Raw genomic sequence first — 17,709 nt, 5'->3', positions numbered from 1 at the left:
TCCCTCGTTCGTCTCGGACGTCCCACCGGAGGCGTCGCGCGACGGACGCCCGGGCGGCCGGTGCCGGGCGCGGCGCCACGTTCGGCGGGGCCGCACCGGCTGCCTAGGTTCTAGGACAGACCCGGGGGAGAAACGGTTGCCGTGCGCGGATCCGTTCCCGGCGGGTCGTGGTGTTGACCTATCGTACGGATCACCCAGCGGTACACCGAGCACCCCCCGACCGAGCGAGCCGTGGCCAGATGCACAAGACCTTGATCGTCACCAATGACTTCCCGCCGCGACCCGGCGGCATCCAGGCCTTCGTCCACAACATGGCTGTCCGTCAGCCCGCCGGGAGCATCGTGGTCTACGCGTCGACCTGGCGCGACGGCGCCGAGGTCGCCCGCTTCGACGCCGAACAGCCGTTCCCGGTGATCCGCGACCGGACGAAGGTGATGGTTCCCACACCGCGCGTCACCCGCCGGGCCGCCGAGATCCTCCGCGCCGAGAAGTGCGACTCGGTCTGGTTCGGCGCGGCCGCCCCGCTCGGGCTGATGGCGCCCGCGCTGCGCCGGGCCGGAGCCGGCGGGCGGCTGCTCGGCATGACGCACGGCCACGAGGCCGCCTGGGCCCAGCTCCCGGTGGCCCGGCAGCTGCTGCGCCGGATCGGCGCCGGTACCGACACCCTCACCTACCTCGGCGAGTACACCCGCTCCCGGATCGCCGACGCGGTCGGCCCGGAGGCGGCCGCCCGGATGGTGCAGCTGCCGCCGGGGGTCGACGAGCAGACCTTCCACCCCGACTCGGGCGGCGCCGAGCTGCGCCGCCGGCTCGGGCTGGCCGACCGGCCGGTGGTGGTCTGCGTCTCCCGGCTGGTGCCGCGCAAGGGCCAGGACACCCTGATCGAGGCGATGCCGCAGATCCTCGCCGAGGTGCCGGACGCCGTGCTGCTGATCGTCGGCGACGGCCCCTACCGGGCGGACCTGGAGAAGCTCGCCGACGCCCGGGGCGTGCGCCACGCGGTGCGGTTCACCGGCGCGGTGCCGTGGTCGGAGCTGCCCGCGCACTACGGCGCCGGGGACGTCTTCGCGATGCCCTGCCGGACCCGGCGGGGCGGGCTGGACGTCGAGGGCCTGGGCATCGTCTACCTGGAGGCCTCGGCGACCGGTCTGCCGGTGGTGGCCGGGGACTCCGGCGGCGCGCCGGACGCGGTGCTGGAGGGCGAGACCGGCTACGTGGTGCCGGGCGGCTCGCCGGCCGCCGCGGCCGAGCGGATCGTCCGGCTGCTGAACGACGAGGAGCTGCGCCGGCGGCTCGGCGAGGCCGGGCGGCGCTGGGTGGACCGCTCCTGGCGGTGGGACCTGCTGGCCGGGCGGCTGACCTCGCTGCTGGCGGGCTGACGAAGCGGTGCGGGCCCCGCCACCGCGGCGGGGCCCGCACCGTACGGTCAGCGCTGGTAGATCGCCTCGACGTCGGCCGCGAAGTCCTTCAGCACCAGGTTGCGCTTGAGCTTGAGCGACGGCGTGAGGTGGCCGCTCTCCTCGGAGAAGACGGTGTCCAGCAGCCGGAACTTCTTCACCGCCTCGGCGTGCGAGACGGCGGCGTTGCCGTCGTCCACGGCGGCCTGGACGGCGGCCAGCAGGTCCGCGTCCTCGCGCAGCTCGGCCACCGTGGCGGTGGCGGGCTTGCCGTTCAGCTCCTTCCACTTGGGGAAGAAGTCCTCGTCCACGGTGACCAGGCAGCCGATGAACGGCCTGCGGTCGCCGACCACCATCACCTCGCCGATCAGCGCGTGCGCCCGGATCCGGTCCTCGATCACCGCCGGGGCGACGTTCTTGCCGCCCGCGGTGACGATGATCTCCTTCTTGCGGCCGGTGATGGTGAGGTAGCCCTCGGAGTCCAGCGAGCCGATGTCGCCGGTGGAGATCCAGCCGTCCTTCAGCGCCTCGGCGGTGGCCTGCGGGTTGTTCCAGTAGCCGGTGAACACCTGCGGGCCCTTGAACAGGACCTCGCCGTCCTCGGCGATCCGGACGGCGGCGCCGGGCAGCGGCTGGCCGACCGTACCGATCTTCGGCTTGTCCCACGGGTTGAAGGCGGTGGCCGCGCAGGTCTCGGTCAGGCCGTAGCCCTCCAGGACGGTGAAGCCGATGCCCCGGTAGAAGTGGCCGAGCCGCTCGCCGAGCGGGGCGCCGCCGGAGATCGCGTGGGTGGCCCGCCCGCCGAGCGCGGCGCGCAGCTTGCTGTAGACCAGCTTGTCGAAGATCTTGTGCTTGATCCGCAGGCCCAGGCCCGCGCCGCCGGCGTCCAGCGCCCGGCTGTACGCGATCGCGGTGTCGGCGGCCTTGTCGAAGATCTTGCCCTTGCCGTCGGCCTGGGCCTTCGTGCGGGCGGTGTTGTAGACCTTCTCGAACACTCTCGGCACGCCCAGGATCAGGGTGGGCCGGAACGCCGCCAGCTCGGCGGTGACGTCCTTGATGTCCGAGACGTGGCCGAGCTTGATCGGGGCCATCGCGGGGGCGATCTCGGCGATCCGGCCGAGCACGTGGGCCAGCGGCAGGAAGAGCAGCACCGAGCTCTCGCCGGTGCGGAACAGCGGGGCCAGCCGCTCCACGATGTTGCCGCACTCGGCCATGAAGTTGGCGTGGGTCAGCTGGCAGCCCTTGGGGCGGCCGGTGGTGCCCGAGGTGTAGACGACGGTGGCGATCGAGTCGGCCGTCGCCAGCGACCGGCGCTCGGCCACGGTCGCGTCGGTGACGTCCCGGCCCGCCCCGGCCAGCGTCGCCAGGGCGCCGCCCTCGATCTGCCAGGTCTGCCGCAGCAGCGGCAGGCGCCCCCGGACCTCCTCGACCACCGCGGCGTGCTGGGCGGTCTCGGTGAGGACGGCCACCGCCCCGGAGTCGCCGAGGATCCACTCCACCTGTTCGGCGGAGGAGGTCTCGTACACCGGCACGGTGATCGCGCCGGCCGTCCAGATCGCGAAGTCCAGCAGCGTCCACTCGTAGCGGGTGCGGGACATGATGCCCACCCGGTCGCCGGGCTCGATGCCCGCGGCGATCAGACCCTTGGCGGCGGCGTGCACCTCGACCAGGAACTGGGCGGCGGTCAACTCCTGCCACCGGCCGTCCACCTTGCGACTGAGCACCACGACGTCCGGGTGCCGCTCGGCGTTCTGGTGCACGAGGTCGGAGAGGTTACCGCCGCTCGGTACCTGGTAGAGGGCCGGAAGGCTGAAGTCGAGCAAGACTGCTCCTCGTTCGCGACGCTGCGGGACGGCAGGACGTTACTGCCCGGTAGGCAGCTTCGACCAGGGGGGTCGGCTCCGGTGTTCGAAGTGTCACACCTTTACCCGGTCCGACCAGGCCGTGACCGGGTCGTTCGAATGGCACCCTACGGCAGCCCGGACGTGACCGGCGGGTAGCCTGCGAGCGCCCCCGAGCCCGGGCCGCGCACCCTCCGAGCCCCGGACCTGAGGGATCGCCGGGCGCGATAGCCTGCTCCGGGCGCACCCGACCGAGCAGGCTCGGCCGGGCCGGCAGCAAGGGACGACGCGGAGGGCCATACCCATGGCGGAGCACACCAGGTCGAGCATCACCATCGACGCGACCCCGGCGAAGGTCATGGCCGTGATCGCCGACTTCGCCGCCTACCCGGCCTGGACCGGCGAGGTCAAGGAGGTCGAGGTGCTGGAGACCGCCGAGAACGGCCGCGCCGCCCAGGTGCGCCTGCTGCTCGACGCCGGCGCCATCCGCGACGAGCACGTGCTGGCCTACACCTGGGACGGCGACCGCGAGGTCGGCTGGACGCTGGTGCGCAGCCAGATGCTCCGTTCGCTGGACGGCTCCTACTCGCTCGCCCCGCTGGACGGCGGCCGGACCGAGGTCACCTACCAGCTGGCCGTCGACGTCAAGATCCCGATGCTCGGGATGATCAAGCGCAAGGCCGAGAAGGTCATCATCGACCGGGCGCTGGCCGGACTGAAGAAGCGCGTCGAGGGCTGACGCCGGGAAAGCGGGGCTGGACGGCATGACGGCGACACGCACCATCCTGGTCAGCGGCGACGGGGCGGCGCCCATGGTGGCCGCCGCCACCGCCCTGCACGCCGCCCGGCAGGGGCGGCGCACCCTGCTGCTGGCCGCCGACGACCCGCACCGCACCCTGGACGCCGTCCTCGGCGCCCGGCTGGAGCCCGAACCGGCCCCGTACGCCCCCGGCCTGACCGTGGCCCGGATCGACGAGCAGGCCGCGTTCCGGCACGCCCTCGGCGAGATCGGCGGCCGGATCAAGCCCGCGCTCGACCTGCTCGGCGCCGACCCGCTCGACCCCGAGGAGCTCACCGCCCTTCCCGGCACCGCCCGGCTCGCCCTGCTCCGGGCCCTGCCCGCCGCCGAGGCCGACGTCCTGGTGGTGCTCGCCCCGCCGCCCGCCGAGCTGATCGCCGCGCTCGCGCTGCCCGAGCAGCTGGAGCGCTACCTGGCCCGGCTGGTGCCCGAGCAGCGGCAGGCCGCCCGGGCGCTGCGCCCGCTGCTGGCCGGCCTGGCCGGGGTGCCGATGCCCGCCGACTGGCTCTACGAGGGCCGGACCAAGGCGGCCGCCGCGCTCGCCGAGGCCCGTGCGGCGCTCGCCGCCCCCGGCACCAGCGTCCGCCTGGTCACCGCCGCCGACGCCCACCCGTACGGGGAGCTGCGCCGGATCCGGGCCGGGCTGGCCCTGCACGGCCACCGGCCGGACGCCGTGGTGGTGCACGGCGCGCTGCCGGACGCCGCCGCCGATTCGGCCGATCCCTGGCTGGCCGGGCTGGCCCGGCGCCGGCAGGAGGAGCTGGCCGCGCTGACTGCCGCGAGCGACGTCCCGGTGCTGGTCACCGGGTTCGCCGAGGTCACCCTGGAGGCCGTCGCGGACCGCCTCTACGGCGCGGGGGCCGACCCGGCCCCGCTCGACCCGAAGCCGTGGAGCGTCGAGGACCGGCTGGCCGAGGACGGACTGCTGGTCTGGCACCTCGCGCTGCCCGGTGCCGAGCGGGCCGACCTGGACCTGGTGCGGCGCGGCGACGAACTCGTGGTCGGCCTCGGTGCCCACCGGCGGGTGCTCACGCTGCCCTCGGCCCTGCGCCGCTGCACGGTGGCGGGCGCGGGCCTGCACGACGGGGCGCTCGCCGTCCGCTTCGCGCCCGATCCGGCGCTCTGGCCGCGCGGCTGAGCACCCTGCGCGGACGCGACCGGGCCTCCCGCGCCGCCCGGTGCCCGTGCGCCGGTTCGTCTCCCGCGCCGCCCGGTGCCCGTGCGTCGGCGCCGATGGCGGGCCGTCGGGGCGGTCGGGCCCGTCCGGTAGCGTCGGGGCCAGGGGCCGCAGGCGCGGCCGGAGCTGAGGAGACGCCCGCGATGACCACTGCCGACGACCGCACCGAGCAGGCCGCCGAGCACCCGTTCGGCCCGGAGCTGGGCCCGCTGGTGGACGAGGTGCGCCGGTTCGCGTCCGTCGTCGGCCAGAAGGCCCAGGAGGCGAGCGCCGACACCCTGATCTCGCTGGCCGGCCTCGCCGAGCGCCTGCGCGAGAAGCAGCCCGAGGTGTACGGCCACCTGTCCGCCGCCGGCACCGGCCTGGCCGCCGCCGGCGGGGAGCTGATGGCCGCCTACCGGGCCGCCGTGGCCGGCCACGAGCACCGCTGGACCGCTGGGGACGCCGCGCGCAGCGAGCGGATCGACCTCGACACACCTGACGGGCCGTCCGACAAGCAGTGAACCCCGGGCTCCCGGGAAGTGACCGTGCGGACCCTTGCTGTGACGGAGCGGGGTGGAATGTACGACTTTTGAAGCTGCTCGGCGAGCTTGGTCGTGAATTGTCTTCGGTTAATGTAGGCGACGGTGTGTACGGGGGCAGGGTTGGACGGTACCGTTCCGTCCAGCGGGAACGAGTGAATAGCTGAGGGACACATGGCTCTGACCATCGGCGTCGACGTCGGCGGGACCAAGATCGCGGCAGGCGTGGTCAACGAGGCGGGCGAGATCCTGGCCCGGACCAGGGTGCCCACCCCGGCCGACCCGCAGTGGGCGGTCGATGCCATCGCGCAGGCCGTGCGCGAGCTCAAGGAGCAGTACCCCGACGTGGTCGCGGCCGGCGTCGGAGCCCCCGGCTTCGTCGACCGCGACCGTTCCACGGTGATCTTCGCCCCCAACATCGACTGGGAGGACGAGCCGCTGCGCGGCCGGATCGAGGAGCTCACCGGCCTGGACACCGTGGTCGAGAACGACGCCAACTGCGCCGCCTGGGCCGAGTTCCGCTTCGGCGCCGCCGCCGAGTACTCGGACATGGTGCTGATCACCGTCGGCACCGGCATCGGCGGCGGGATCGTCCTGGACGGCCGGCTGCACCGCGGCCGGTTCGGCGTGGCCGGCGAGATCGGCCACCTCAACATGGTCCCCGACGGCCTGCCCTGCGGCTGCGGCGGCAAGGGCTGCTGGGAGCAGTACGGCTCGGGCCGGGCGCTGCGCCGCTACGGCCGGGAGATGGCCGCCGCCGACCCCGTGCGCGGCCGGCGGATGCTGGAGCTGAACGACGGCGTCGCCGAGACCATCCGCGGCATCCACATCACCGAGGCGGCCGAGGCGGGCGACCCGCTCGCCCTGGACTGCTACAACGAGCTGGCCGACTGGCTGGGCCGCGGCATGGCCGACCTCGCCGCGCTCTTCGACCCGGCGGTCTTCGTGCTGGGCGGCGGGGTCTCCGACTCCGGCCGGCTGCTGCTCGACCCGGTCGCCAAGGCCTTCGAGCACTACCTGACCGGCGGGGTGCACCGCCCGCGCGCCGAGGTGGTGCTCGCCTCGATGGGCTCCGCCTCCGGCATCGCCGGCGCGGCGGACCTCGCCCGCACCGTCTGACCCACCCCGCACCCGCCGACGGCGGCGGCGCGACCGGAGCCCTCGTGGCCCGGCCGCGCCGCCGCCGCCGTGTTCCGCCCCGGCCGCCCGGCCCCTGTCGTACGGTCGACACCGGACGAAAGGGGAGGACCGCCTTGACCACCGGACCGACCGACCTGCCGCCGCCCGGCCCGCGGCGGCTGCGGCTGCTCAGCTACAACATCCGCTCGCTCCGCGACGACCGGCACGCCCTCGTTCGGGTGATCCGGGCTTGTGAACCGGACGTGGTCTGCGTTCAGGAGTCGCCGCGTTACTGGCGCCCGCGGGGCCGGGCGGCCTGGCTGGCGCGGGCGACCGGCACCGAGGTGCTGGCCGGCGGCGGCCGGATCGCCGCGGGGCCGCTGCTGCTCGGCGGCCCGGGCGTGGAACTGCTCGCCGTCCACGACCGGCTGCTGCCCAAGACCCGCGGGCTGCACGCGCGCGGCTTCGCGAGCGCGCTGGTCCGGATCGCCGGCTCGGCGCCGTTCGGCGTCACCAGCTGCCACCTGAGCCTGGACGCCGAGGAGCGCCGCGGCCAGTTCGAGCTGCTGCTGGACCAGCTGAAGATCGCCGAACTCGGCGTGGTGGCGGGGGACTTCAACGAACACCCGGACGGCGCCGGCTGGCAGCTGCTGGCCGGCCGGCTGCAGGACGGCCATCTCGTGGCGCCCTGGGGCGGCACCTTCACGTCCGTCCCGGAGAACCCCTACCAGCGGATCGACGCCGTCTTCGCGACCCCCGGCGTCCGGGTGCTCGCGTGCGGGGTGCCGCACGGCCTGCCCGGTGTCATCGAGGGCGATCTGCGGGCCGCCACCGACCATCTGCCGCTGCTCGCCGTCCTGGAGCTCCCGGCCGGCTGAACTCCGTGGCCGGGCCGGGGTGACCGGCTCGGCCCCGGGCCGCCGGTGCGCCGGCCCTACACGACGGCGCCGCCGTGCGGGTCCTCCGGTTCGTCCTCGTCGCGCTCCTTCATCCGGACCACCAGGGTGACGAAGCCACCGAGGAAGGCGGTCACGCCGACCCAGGCCGGCCAGCCGGACACCTCGCGCCAGACCACCGCGTCGAACAGCAGCAGGGCCGGGCCGCCGAGCACGGCGAGCCAGGCGAACTTGGCGGTGACGTCGGCGGCGGGCAGCGGCGGCGGCTCCGGCGGGACGAAGTGGCCCTCGTCTGTCTCCTCGGTCAGCTCGAAGTCGCGCGGGCCCGATCCGGCGGCCGGCATCACCGGGCGGGTGGAGCGGGGCCGCGGCTGCGGTGCCAGGTCGGCGAGGTCGTCCGGGTCGGTGCCCTCCTTGAACCCGCCCTTGAGCTCGCCGCGCGCCCGGAGGTCCTCGACCTCCGGCCAGTCCGGGTTGTTGAGGTCGACGGGGTCGTCGAACTGGGCGACCAGCGCGGCGAAGATCTCGTCCTGCTCGGCCTGGCTGCGCTCGGGCGCGCGCCGCACCCGGGGCGCTTCGGGCGCCGGGGCGGCCTCACCCGAGGCGCCCTCGGTCTTCACGCCGTCGGTCTTGGCGCTCTCGGTCTTCGCGCTCTCGGTCTTGGCGGCCTCGGTCCTCACGCCGTCGGCCTTGGCGGCCTCGGCCTTCGAGGCGTCCGCCTCGGTGTTCTCCGCGTCCTCGCGGGGCGCCTCGTCCTCGCCGCCCGCCGTGCTGCTCTCGTGCACTTCCGGCCCTTCAGCCTTGGTGATCGTCGGATTCGATCCGGGTGACGCCCGCCGCGTGCGCGGGAGCCAGCCGTCGGATGAAGTCCTGGCCGGCCGCGAATATTTCCGCCGCGTCGTGGTCCAGCGTCGCGACGTGGTAGCTGCGCTGGCACAACCGCTCCGTCACGTCGGTCGAGGATATCCGGGCCAGCACCAGTTCCGAGTTGGCCGCCGAGACCACGTGGTCCTGCGGGCTGTGGAAGAGCAGGACCGGCTGGGTCACCTGTGGCAGCCGGCGCTGCACGTCCTTCCAGAGCCGGGCCAGCGACCAGGCGGCGTGCAGCGGCGTCCGGTCGTAGCCGACCTCGACGGAGCCCGGGCGGGCGATGTCGTTGGCGATCCCGGGCAGGCTCGGCACCACGTGGCGCAGCACCGGAAGCAGCACGCTCGCGGGGTTGTCGGAACGCACCGACGGGTTGACCAGCAGCAGTCCGGAGACCACCGGGCCGTGCAGCGCGGCCAGCCGCAGCGCCAGCCCGCCGCCCATCGACAGCCCGAGGACGAAGACCCGCTCGCACTCGGCGGCCAGCGCCAGCAACTCCCGCTCGACCTCCGCGTACCAGTCCTCCCAGCGGGTCACCTGCATGTCCTGCCAGCGGCTGCCGTGGCCGGGCAGCAGCGGCAGCGAGACGGTGTACCCGGCCGCCGCCAGCTCCTCGGCCCACGGGCGCAGCGACTGCGGCGAGCCGGTGAACCCGTGGCAGAGCAGTACGCCCACCGGCCCGCCCCGGTGGCGGTACGGTTCGGCACCGGGCAGCAGCGGCATGACGGGCTCCTTCGCGGGCGGCGGCGCGTTGGGACGGGGGAGGGCGGGACGGCGGGCTGCGGAGAACCGCATCGTCCCACGCGCCCGCACGCGTCGTACACCCCTGCCGGACACCCCGGCGGGGCGGGGCGGGGCGCGGGCGGTGGCCGCGGGGCATTAGGATCGACCGGTCCGCATAACAGGAGGCCCGGCGTTGTTCTACCGACTGATGAAGATGATCGTCGCGCCACTGCTACGGATCTTCTTCCGGCCGTGGATCGAGGGTGAGGAGAACATCCCCGCCGAGGGTGCCGCGATCATCGCGAGCAACCACCTCTCCTTCTCGGACTCCTTCTTCTTCCCCGCGCTGATCAGGCGTCGGGTGACCTTCATCGCCAAGGCGGAGTACTTCAACACGCCGGGCCTGAAGGGCAAGCTGACGGCCGCCTTCTTCAAGGGCGTCGGCCAGCTGCCGGTGGACCGCTCCGGCGTGCGCGGCGCGGGCGAGGCGGCGATCCGCAGCGCGATCGCCGTGCTGGACCGCGGCGAGCTGTTCGGCGTCTACCCGGAGGGCACCCGTTCGCCCGACGGCAAGCTGTACCGCGGCAAGGTCGGCGGCCTGGCCCGCGTCGCGCTGGCCACCGGCGCGCCGGTGATCCCGGTCGCGATGATCGACACCGAGAAGGTGCAGCCGCCCGGCCAGGTCGTCCCCAACTTCGGCATCCGTCCGGGCATCCGGATCGGCCGACCGCTGGACTTCTCCCGCTACCACGGCATGGAGAACGACCGCTTCATCCTCCGTTCGGTGACGGACGAGGTGATGTACGAGATCATGCGGCTCTCCGGCCAGGAGTACGTGGACGTCTACGCGACCGCCGCCAAGCGGCAGATCGCCGACGACAAGAAGCGTGCCGACGCCGAGCGCAAGGCCGTCCAGAAGGCCGAGCAGGCCGCCGCCAAGGCCGAGAAGGCGGAGGCGGAGAAGGCGCAGAAGGCCGCCGAGCAGGAGCAGAAGGAGAGCGGGTCGGCCTAGGCCGGGAGGCCGGATCCGCCCGCAGGGGGAGGGGCACGGAGATGTCGGACGGGAACAGACCCGGAGCGGTCGGCGCGGCGGTGGCGGCCGGCGGCATGTCCGTCGAACTGCCGCTCTGGCGGGCCATCTCGTTCTTCCGGGTGCTGGCGCTCTGCTACGCGGTGCTGCGCTACCTCGACTCGTACCTGGAGTTCCTGCACCCCGTCGCCGGCTGGATCTACCTCGGCGCGCTGACGCTCTGGACGCTCGCCAGCACCCGCGCCTTCGCCGGGCCGCTGCGCTGCACCTGGTACGTGCTCGGCACCGACCTCACCCTGGTCGTCACCGGCATCGTGATGAGCGGGATGACCGACGACCCGGCCCGGATCGCCCACGGCGCGCCCACGCTGCCCACCATCTGGGCGGCCGGCACCGTCCTGGGTTTCGCGGGCCGGGGCGGCTGGCGCTGGGCGGCGGCGGCCGGATCGGTGATCGGGGTGGCGAACATCCTCGGCCACGGCGGTCCGACCGGCGACAACATCCACAACATCGTGCTGCTGATGGTGGCCGGCTGCGCGATCGGCTACGTGATCGAACTGGCCCGCGCCAGCGAGGCGACGCTGACCCGGGCGCTCCAGGTCGAGGCCGCGAACCGGGAGCGCGAGCGGCTCTCCCGGGACATCCACGACGGGGTGCTCCAGGTGCTCGCCCTGGTCCAGCGCCGGGGCGGCGAGCAGGGCCCCGGCCGGGGCGCGGACTTCGCCGAACTCGGCCGGCTGGCCGGCGAGCAGGAGCGCGCGCTGCGGGCCCTGATGAGCGGCGGACCGCTGCCCGCGCAGCGCGCGCCGCTGGAGCCGCAGGACCTGCGCACCCTGCTCGGCCCCTACACGGACGAGCGGATCACCCTCTCCGCCCCCGGCACCCCGGTGCTGCTGCCCGGCCCGGCGGCCGGCGAGCTGGCGGCGGCCGTGGGCGCCGCGGTCGACAACGTCCGCCGGCACGCCGGGCCCGGGGCGCACGCCTGGATCCTGCTGGAGGACGAGCCGGAGGCCGTCACGGTCAGCGTCCGCGACGACGGTCCGGGCTTCGCGGCGGGGCGGCTCGGTGAGGCGGAGCAGGCCGGCCGGCTGGGCGTCTCCCAGTCGATCCGCGGCCGACTGCTGGACCTCGGCGGTACGGCCGAGCTGTACTCGGTGCCCGGGGAGGGCGTCGAGGTCGAACTGCGCGTCCCGAGGAGGGGTTCCGATGGCTGACCAGCCGATGACCGACCGGCCGCCGGTGCGGGTGATGGTCGTGGACGACCACCCGATGTGGCGCGACGCCGTGTCGCGCGACCTCGCCGAGGCGGGGCTGGACGTGGTGGCCACCGCCGGGGACGGCGAGGAGGCCGTCCGCCGGGCCCGTGCCTGCGCCCCGCAGGTGGTGGTGCTGGACCTCAACCTGCCCGGCCTGTCCGGCGCCGAGGCCTGCCGCCAGGTGGTCGCCCAGGATCCCTCGGTGCGCGTCCTGGTGCTCTCCGCCAGCGGTGAGCACGCGGACGTGCTGGAGGCGGTGAAGTCCGGGGCGACCGGCTACCTGGTGAAGTCGGCCGGCCGTGACGAGCTGCTGGAAGCGGTGCGCCGCACCGCCGTCGGCGACGCGGTCTTCACCCCGGGCCTGGCCGGGCTGGTGCTCGGCGAGTTCCGCCGGCTGGCCGCCGAGCCGGCCGCCCCGACGGCCCCCGCCGCGCCGCAGCTGACGGCCCGGGAGACCGAGGTGCTGCGGCTGGTCGCGAAGGGCCTGTCGTACCGGCAGATCGCCGACCGGCTGGTGCTCTCCCACCGCACGGTGCAGAACCACGTCCAGAACACCCTCGGCAAGCTCCAGTTGCACAACCGGGTCGAGCTGGTCCGGTACGCGATCCAGCAGGGCCTGGACGACGAGGCCTGACGCCCCGGGGCCGGGGCGGGGGCGCGCCGGACGAACGCGCGCACCCCGCCCGGGGTCTCAGCCGTGGACGGCGGCGGCCGACCGCAGCAGCCCGGCGACGATCCCGACGCCGTCCCGGGTGAGCACCGACTCCGGGTGGAACTGCAGTCCGGCGAACCCGGCGCCGCGCAGCGCGTGGACGTCGCCGGTCAGCCGGTCCCGGGAGACCTCGACGCCCTCGGCGGCGAGCCGGGCGGCGTCCTGGTCCGAGCAGCGCGCGGTGAAGGTGTTGTAGAAGCCCACCGTGTGCCGGGCGCCGAAGAGTTCGACCGTCTCCTGCGCGCCCTGGTGGGGCACGGCCTTGCGGGCCAGCGGCAGTCCGAGCCGCTCCGCGAGCAGCTGGTGGCTCAGGCAGACGGCGAGCAGGGGCGCGGTGCGGGCACCGGAGCGGACGGCGGCCAGCGCGTCGGCGACGATCGGGCGCAGGACGCCCATCTTGGGGTCGTCGGCGGCGGCCGGGTCGCCCGGGCCGGGGCCGAGCACCAGCGGGCCGGGGTGGGCGGCGACCCGCTCGCGCAGGCCGGCTTCGTCGAAGCGCGCCACGGTGACCCGGTGGCCGAGCGAGGTCAGCAGGTGGGCGAGCATCGAGGTGAAGGTGTCCTCGCCGTCCACCACCAGGGTCTCCTCGCTCCGGGTGACCGGGGCCGGCTCCTGCATCCGGAGCCAGAACGGCGCGAGGTCGGCCCGCCGGGCGTCCAGCGCGGCCTGGACCCGGTGGTCCTCGGCGAGCCGCGGGCCGGACGGGTTGGGGAGCCGGGCGGGGGCCGGGCGGGCGCCGATCGCGGTGAGCACCCCGGCGGCCTTGGCGTGGGTCTCGGCGACCTCGGAGTCCGGGTCGGAGTGGCGGACCAGGGTCGCGCCGACCCGGACGACCAGCCGGCCGGTGGCCGGGTCGATGTCGGCGGTGCGGATGCAGATCGGGGAGTCCATCTGCTGGCCCCCGCTGGCCGAGCGGCCGATCAGGGCGAGCGCGCCGGCGTAGTAGCCGCGCCCGCCGCGCTCGTACCGGCTGATCACCCGGGTGGCGTTCTGGACCGGGCTGCCGGTGACGGTGGCGGCGAACATGGTCTCCTTCAGCACCTCGCGGACGTCCAGCGAGGTGCGCCCGCGCAGCTCGTACTCGGTGTGCGCGAGGTGGGACATCTCCTTGAGCCGGGGGCCGAGCACCTGGCCGCCGAGGTCGCCGACGGTGCACATCATCTTGAGTTCCTCGTCGACCACCATGGTCAGCTCCTCCAGCTCCTTGGGGTCGCGGAGGAAGGCGAGCAGCGAGTCGATGTCGGAGCCGCCCGCCGGATAGCGGTAGGTGCCGGAGATCGGGTTCATCACGACCGTGCCGCCGCTCTGGCGGACGTGCACCTCGGGGGAGGCACCGACCAGGACCCGCTCCCCGGTGTGCACCAGGAAGGTCCAGTAGGCGCCGCGCTCCTGTTCGAGCAGCCGGCGGAAGAGCGTCAGCGCGAGCGCGGGGGAGTAGTCCTCCAGGGTGGCGGTGAAGTCCCGCCGGATGACGAAGTTGGCGCCCTCGCCCCGGCCGATCTCGTCCGCGATCACCCGGCGGACGATCCCGGCGTACTCCTGGTCGTCGATGTCGAACGCGCCGCCGGTCAGGGCGACCGGCCGCCGGGGGAGCGCCGGGAGCAGCTCGGCCAGCGGGAGGGCGTACTGCTCGGTGACCGAGAGCGCCTGCAGCGGGGTGGCGTCGTCGACGGCCTCGAAGCCGCGCTCGCGGATCTGCCGGAACGGGACGAGGGCGAGCAGGTCGTGCACCGGGCCGTCGGCCGGGACGCCCGCGCGGACCGGCAGGTCGGCCAGCCGTTCGTAGCTGTCGACGGTGCCCAGCAGGACCTCGACGGTGTCCGGCGCGAGCCGGGGGGCGCGGCGGTGCAGCAGGGCGAACGCCGGGGCGTCGGGGCCGGTGAGGCGGGCGAGCAGGTCGGCTGCGAGGTTCACGGTGCGGCTTCCTTCCGGGAGGGCGGGTGCGGTGGTTCGGGGTTCCGCTCCCGGGAGGGCCGTCTGCGCCGAAACGCCGACGGCCGCCCCGAGGGGCGGCCGTCGTGTTCGTCTAGGAACGCGCGATCGGTGGGCCACCCGAGGGGTCGGCCCACCACCAGGAAGAGGTGTGCGGCGCGTTCATGCGTCGAGCGTAGCGGATCCGGCGGGCGCCGTGAGCCGCCTCACACGATTGTCCACCGGGTGTCTCACCCAGCGAGCGGCGGTCACAATTCGGTTGTCCCACCCCGTAGCCTTGCCGTGTGACCGTGACGAATCCCCACCCCTGGCAGTCCCTGCCCGCGGCGCAGCAGCCTGAATGGCCGGACCACGAGGCTCTGCGCAAGACCCTTGCGGAGCTCGCCTCCTATCCGCCGCTCGTCTTCGCGGGCGAGTGCGACCAGCTGCGCGCCCGGCTCGGTGCCGTGGCGCGTGGTGAGGCGTTCCTCCTGCAGGGCGGTGACTGCGCCGAGGCCTTCGACGGTGTCTCGGCCGAGCACATCCGGAACAAGCTGAAGACCCTGCTGCAGATGGCGGCCGTGCTGACGTACGCCGCCTCCGTCCCCGTGGTGAAGGTCGGCCGGATCGCCGGCCAGTACTCCAAGCCGCGCTCCAAGTCGACCGAGACCCGCGACGGCGTGACGCTGCCGGTCTACCGGGGCGACTCGGTGAACGGCTTCGACTTCACTCCCGAGTCCCGGAACCCGGACCCGGAGCGCCTGAAGCGGATGTACAACGCCTCCGCCGCGACGCTCAACCTGGTCCGCGCCTTCACCACCGGCGGGTACGCCGACCTGCGCCAGGTGCACGCCTGGAACCAGGACTTCGTGCGCAACTCGCCGGCCGGCCAGCGCTACGAGCAGCTCGCCCGCGAGATCGACAACGCGCTGGCGTTCATGAACGCCTGCGGCGTGGCGCCGGAGGAGTTCAAGACCGTCGAGTTCTACTCCTCGCACGAGGCGCTGATCCTCGACTACGAGACCGCGCTGACCCGCGTGGACTCGCGGACCGGCGAGCTGTACGACGTCTCCGGCCACATGGTCTGGATCGGCGAGCGCACCCGCCAGCTGGACCACGCGCACATCGAGTTCGCGTCCAGGATCCGCAACCCGATCGGGGTGAAGCTCGGCCCGACCACCTCGGTCGACGAGGCGCTCACCCTGATCGAGAAGCTGGACCCGGAGCGCGAGCCCGGCCGGCTCACCTTCATCACCCGGATGGGCGCGGGCAAGATCCGCGAGCACCTGCCCACCCTGGTGGAGAAGGTCACCGCCTCCGGCGCCCAGCCGGTCTGGATCTGCGACCCGATGCACGGCAACACCTTCGAGGCCTCCAGCGGCCACAAGACCCGCCGCTTCGACGACGTGCTCGACGAGGTCAAGGGCTTCTTCGAGGTGCACCGCGGCCTCGGCACCCATCCGGGCGGCATCCACGTGGAGCTGACCGGCGACGACGTCACCGAGTGCGTCGGCGGCGGCGACGAGGTCCTGGTCGACGACCTGCACCAGCGCTACGAGACGGCCTGCGACCCGCGGCTCAACCGCAGCCAGTCGCTGGACCTGGCCTTCCTGGTGGCCGAGATGTACCGCGGCGGCAACTGAGCCGTCGCCCCCGGGCGGGCCGTCCGGCCGGCCCCGATGTGACGAAAGCCCCTCCGGATTCGGGATTTCCGAACCCGGAGGGGCTTTTTCATGCCCGGATCCCCGGGTAAGGTGAGGCTTAGTGAACTAAGGCATGCCTTAGTCAAGATCGATTTCGAGCCAGTCGCCTTCGCAGGGAGAGACCGCGATGTACGTGTGCATGTGCCATGCGGTCACCGAGGCCCAGGTGAAGAAGGAGATCGACGCGGGTGCCAACACCCCGCGCCAGATAGCCCGGGGCTGCAAGGCCGGTACCGACTGCGGCTCCTGCGTCCGACGGATCCAGGCGCTGCTCGGTGAGCACGGCGCACGGCCCTGCCCGACCGCCCGGCTGGCGGCCAAGCTGGGGCTGGCCGACGACCAGGAGGCCGAACCGCGGGACGGGGCCCAGGCGCCGGCCGTCCTGCCGGCCCGGCCGCTGCGCGCGGCCTGAGGGTACGGCCGGGGGTTCAGGACTCCGGCTGCTCGATCAGCTGGGCGAGGTAGAGCGCCTCCCCGAGCTTCTCCAGCAGTTCCAGCTGGGTGTCGAGGTAGTCGATGTGGTGCTCCTCGTCGGCCAGGATGTCCTCGAAGATGTTCGCCGAGGTGACGTCGTTCTTGGCCCGCATGACCACGATCCCGCGCTTCAGCCGGTCGATCGCCTCGACCTCGACCTGGCGGTCCGCCTCGAACATCTCCTTGACGGTCTGGCCGATCCGGACGTGGAAGAGCCGCTGGTAGTTGGGCAGCCCGTCCAGGAAGAGGATCCGGTCGGTGAGCACCTCGGCGTGCTTCATCTCGTCGAAGGACTCGTGCCGGGTGTACTTGGCGAGCTTCGTCCAGCCGTTGTTCTCCTGCATCTTCGCGTGCAGGAAGTACTGGTTGATGGCGGTCAGCTCGGCGGTGAGCTGCTCGTTGAGGAATTCGATGACCTCGGTGTCGCCCTTCATGGCGGTGCCTTCCTGCTTCGCGTCCGGGACTCACGGCCGTACCCTCCGGCTGCACGCATCCTGGCACCGCGCCGGGGCCGAATTCCAGTAAGTTCACACTCACTAGGACATGTGTCGGAATATCCGATTTGGTGGCTCAATGGGCCGTACGGGCGGGGCGCACGGCACCCGAAAGGGGCGCGCGCCGGGCGTTGTCCGCCGTCTGTCACCATGGAGCCATGGGTCAGTCCGAGCAAGAACCACCTCCGCCGTCTGACCCGAGACTCCCGCCGGGCCAGCGGACGCAACGCGGCTGGCCCGCCCTGCACTACGGCCCCGTACCCCGCTTCAAGCCGCTGACCTGGGACTTCCAGGTGTTCGGCGCCACCGCCTCGGCGGCGAAGCACCGCTGGGACTTCGCCGGCTTCAACGACCTGCCCCGGGCGACCGTCCGCGCCGACTTCCACTGCGTGACCAAGTTCTCCGTGCTCGGCAGCGAGTGGACCGGCGTGTCGGCCTCCGAAGTGCTGGCCCGGGTGCCTCCGGCGCCCGGTGTCACCCATGTGATGGTCTGGGCCGAGTACGGCTACAGCGCCAACCTCCGGCTGGCCGACTTCGCCGACCCCGCGACGCTCTTCGCCACCCACCGCAACGGCGAGCCGCTCACCGCCGAGCACGGCTTCCCCGTCCGGCTGGTCGTCCCGCACCTCTACGCCTGGAAGGGGCCCAAGTGGGTGCGGGCGGTGGAGTACATGCGGGCGGACCGGCGCGGCTTCTGGGAGGAGCGCGGGTACCACAACCTGGCCGACCCCTGGCGCGAGCAGCGCTACTCCTACCAGGAGGAGCCGGGCGACGGGCCGCTGCGGTAGC

17 protein-coding genes are annotated in these 17,709 nt (G+C 73.7%); 12 read left to right on the top strand and 5 right to left on the bottom strand.

Features of this window, described 5'->3' with window-relative positions:
- The first annotated feature begins 239 nt into the window (after window positions 1-239).
- On the top strand, window positions 240-1,379 hold the full coding sequence (locus OG618_RS11755) for a glycosyltransferase family 4 protein (RefSeq protein WP_329487296.1): 1,140 nt from the start codon (window positions 240-242) through the stop codon (window positions 1,377-1,379).
- Window positions 1,380-1,426: 47 nt separating this feature from the next.
- Here OG618_RS11755 and OG618_RS11750 read toward each other — a convergent pair whose 3' ends face one another.
- Complete coding sequence (locus OG618_RS11750) at window positions 1,427-3,220, bottom strand: AMP-dependent synthetase/ligase (RefSeq protein ID WP_329487295.1); 1,794 nt, start codon at window positions 3,218-3,220, stop codon at window positions 1,427-1,429.
- A gap of 322 nt (window positions 3,221-3,542) precedes the next feature.
- Between OG618_RS11750 and OG618_RS11745 the strand changes: the two genes are divergently transcribed.
- The 5 genes from OG618_RS11745 to OG618_RS11725 all read left to right on the top strand — a co-directional run bounded on the left by OG618_RS11745 (window position 3,543) and on the right by OG618_RS11725 (window position 7,732).
- Window positions 3,543-3,977, top strand: coding sequence for an SRPBCC family protein (locus OG618_RS11745; RefSeq protein ID WP_329487294.1), 435 nt, complete (start codon window positions 3,543-3,545; stop codon window positions 3,975-3,977).
- Window positions 3,978-4,002: 25 nt separating this feature from the next.
- Entirely contained in the window at window positions 4,003-5,175 is a 1,173-nt protein-coding gene (locus tag OG618_RS11740; protein WP_329487293.1) for an ArsA family ATPase, read from the top strand.
- 182 nt (window positions 5,176-5,357) lie between these two features.
- Window positions 5,358-5,717 (top strand): DUF5304 family protein, encoded by a 360-nt coding sequence (locus OG618_RS11735; RefSeq protein ID WP_329487292.1) that lies wholly within the window; start codon window positions 5,358-5,360, stop codon window positions 5,715-5,717.
- 192 nt (window positions 5,718-5,909) lie between these two features.
- Window positions 5,910-6,854: an ROK family glucokinase gene (locus OG618_RS11730; protein WP_329487291.1), complete on the top strand. Its 945-nt coding sequence runs from the start codon at window positions 5,910-5,912 to the stop codon at window positions 6,852-6,854.
- A 134-nt stretch (window positions 6,855-6,988) separates the two neighbouring features.
- Entirely contained in the window at window positions 6,989-7,732 is a 744-nt protein-coding gene (locus OG618_RS11725) for an endonuclease/exonuclease/phosphatase family protein (protein WP_329487290.1), read from the top strand.
- 56 nt (window positions 7,733-7,788) lie between these two features.
- Here OG618_RS11725 and OG618_RS11720 read toward each other — a convergent pair whose 3' ends face one another.
- Window positions 7,789-8,535 carry a hypothetical protein gene (locus OG618_RS11720; RefSeq protein ID WP_329487289.1) on the bottom strand — a complete coding sequence of 249 codons (747 nt, stop codon included), beginning with the start codon at window positions 8,533-8,535 and terminating at the stop codon, window positions 7,789-7,791.
- 10 nt (window positions 8,536-8,545) lie between these two features.
- Window positions 8,546-9,340, bottom strand: a complete 795-nt coding sequence (locus OG618_RS11715) for an alpha/beta hydrolase (RefSeq protein ID WP_329487288.1) — start codon at window positions 9,338-9,340, stop codon at window positions 8,546-8,548.
- A gap of 193 nt (window positions 9,341-9,533) precedes the next feature.
- Here OG618_RS11715 and OG618_RS11710 point away from each other — a divergent pair, with 193 nt between their 5' ends.
- The 3 genes from OG618_RS11710 to OG618_RS11700 are packed head-to-tail and all read left to right on the top strand — an operon-like array spanning window position 9,534 to window position 12,260.
- Window positions 9,534-10,352, top strand: coding sequence for a lysophospholipid acyltransferase family protein (locus tag OG618_RS11710; RefSeq protein WP_329487287.1), 819 nt, complete (start codon window positions 9,534-9,536; stop codon window positions 10,350-10,352).
- A 41-nt stretch (window positions 10,353-10,393) separates the two neighbouring features.
- Complete coding sequence (macS, locus tag OG618_RS11705; RefSeq protein ID WP_329487286.1) at window positions 10,394-11,584, top strand: MacS family sensor histidine kinase; 1,191 nt, start codon at window positions 10,394-10,396, stop codon at window positions 11,582-11,584.
- Complete coding sequence (locus OG618_RS11700) at window positions 11,577-12,260, top strand: response regulator (RefSeq protein ID WP_442906784.1); 684 nt, start codon at window positions 11,577-11,579, stop codon at window positions 12,258-12,260. The genes macS and OG618_RS11700 overlap by 8 nt, the downstream gene beginning before the upstream one ends.
- Window positions 12,261-12,317: 57 nt before the next feature.
- Here the strand turns inward: OG618_RS11700 and OG618_RS11695 are convergent, their stop codons facing one another.
- Window positions 12,318-14,252, bottom strand: a complete 1,935-nt coding sequence (locus OG618_RS11695; protein WP_329487285.1) for an anthranilate synthase family protein — start codon at window positions 14,250-14,252, stop codon at window positions 12,318-12,320.
- A 302-nt stretch (window positions 14,253-14,554) separates the two neighbouring features.
- Here OG618_RS11695 and OG618_RS11690 point away from each other — a divergent pair, with 302 nt between their 5' ends.
- Window positions 14,555-15,892 carry a class II 3-deoxy-7-phosphoheptulonate synthase gene (locus OG618_RS11690; RefSeq protein ID WP_329487284.1) on the top strand — a complete coding sequence of 446 codons (1,338 nt, stop codon included), beginning with the start codon at window positions 14,555-14,557 and terminating at the stop codon, window positions 15,890-15,892.
- A 187-nt stretch (window positions 15,893-16,079) separates the two neighbouring features.
- The gene (locus OG618_RS11685) at window positions 16,080-16,364 is read left to right on the top strand and encodes a (2Fe-2S)-binding protein (RefSeq protein WP_329487283.1); all 285 of its coding nucleotides are present in this window, start codon (window positions 16,080-16,082) and stop codon (window positions 16,362-16,364) included.
- Between the two features lie 16 nt (window positions 16,365-16,380).
- Here OG618_RS11685 and bfr read toward each other — a convergent pair whose 3' ends face one another.
- Window positions 16,381-16,860 carry a bacterioferritin gene (gene bfr, locus OG618_RS11680; RefSeq protein ID WP_329487282.1) on the bottom strand — a complete coding sequence of 160 codons (480 nt, stop codon included), beginning with the start codon at window positions 16,858-16,860 and terminating at the stop codon, window positions 16,381-16,383.
- 218 nt (window positions 16,861-17,078) lie between these two features.
- On the opposite strand from bfr, the gene OG618_RS11675 reads away from it, so the two are divergent.
- Window positions 17,079-17,708 carry a molybdopterin-dependent oxidoreductase gene (locus OG618_RS11675; protein ID WP_329487281.1) on the top strand — a complete coding sequence of 210 codons (630 nt, stop codon included), beginning with the start codon at window positions 17,079-17,081 and terminating at the stop codon, window positions 17,706-17,708.
- Window position 17,709 lies beyond the last annotated feature (1 nt).

It is taken from the genome of Kitasatospora sp. NBC_01246, from assembly GCF_036226505.1.
Classification (GTDB): domain Bacteria; phylum Actinomycetota; class Actinomycetes; order Streptomycetales; family Streptomycetaceae; genus Kitasatospora.
The sequence above is the reverse complement of the archived record's forward strand: the minus strand, read 5'-3'. Positions and strand labels throughout refer to the sequence as shown.

Coding starts and splice junctions, on each gene's coding strand:
- OG618_RS11755 (WP_329487296.1), top strand. CDS start 240: ATGCACAAGACCTTGATCGTCACCAATGACTTCCCGCCGCGACCCGGC.
- OG618_RS11745 (WP_329487294.1), top strand. CDS start 3,543: ATGGCGGAGCACACCAGGTCGAGCATCACCATCGACGCGACCCCGGCG.
- OG618_RS11740 (WP_329487293.1), top strand. CDS start 4,003: ATGACGGCGACACGCACCATCCTGGTCAGCGGCGACGGGGCGGCGCCC.
- OG618_RS11735 (WP_329487292.1), top strand. CDS start 5,358: ATGACCACTGCCGACGACCGCACCGAGCAGGCCGCCGAGCACCCGTTC.
- OG618_RS11730 (WP_329487291.1), top strand. CDS start 5,910: ATGGCTCTGACCATCGGCGTCGACGTCGGCGGGACCAAGATCGCGGCA.
- OG618_RS11715 (WP_329487288.1), bottom strand. CDS start 9,340: ATGCCGCTGCTGCCCGGTGCCGAACCGTACCGCCACCGGGGCGGGCCG.
- macS (WP_329487286.1), top strand. CDS start 10,394: ATGTCGGACGGGAACAGACCCGGAGCGGTCGGCGCGGCGGTGGCGGCC.
- OG618_RS11700 (WP_442906784.1), top strand. CDS start 11,577: ATGGCTGACCAGCCGATGACCGACCGGCCGCCGGTGCGGGTGATGGTC.
- OG618_RS11685 (WP_329487283.1), top strand. CDS start 16,080: ATGTACGTGTGCATGTGCCATGCGGTCACCGAGGCCCAGGTGAAGAAG.
- bfr (WP_329487282.1), bottom strand. CDS start 16,860: ATGAAGGGCGACACCGAGGTCATCGAATTCCTCAACGAGCAGCTCACC.
- OG618_RS11675 (WP_329487281.1), top strand. CDS start 17,079: ATGGGTCAGTCCGAGCAAGAACCACCTCCGCCGTCTGACCCGAGACTC.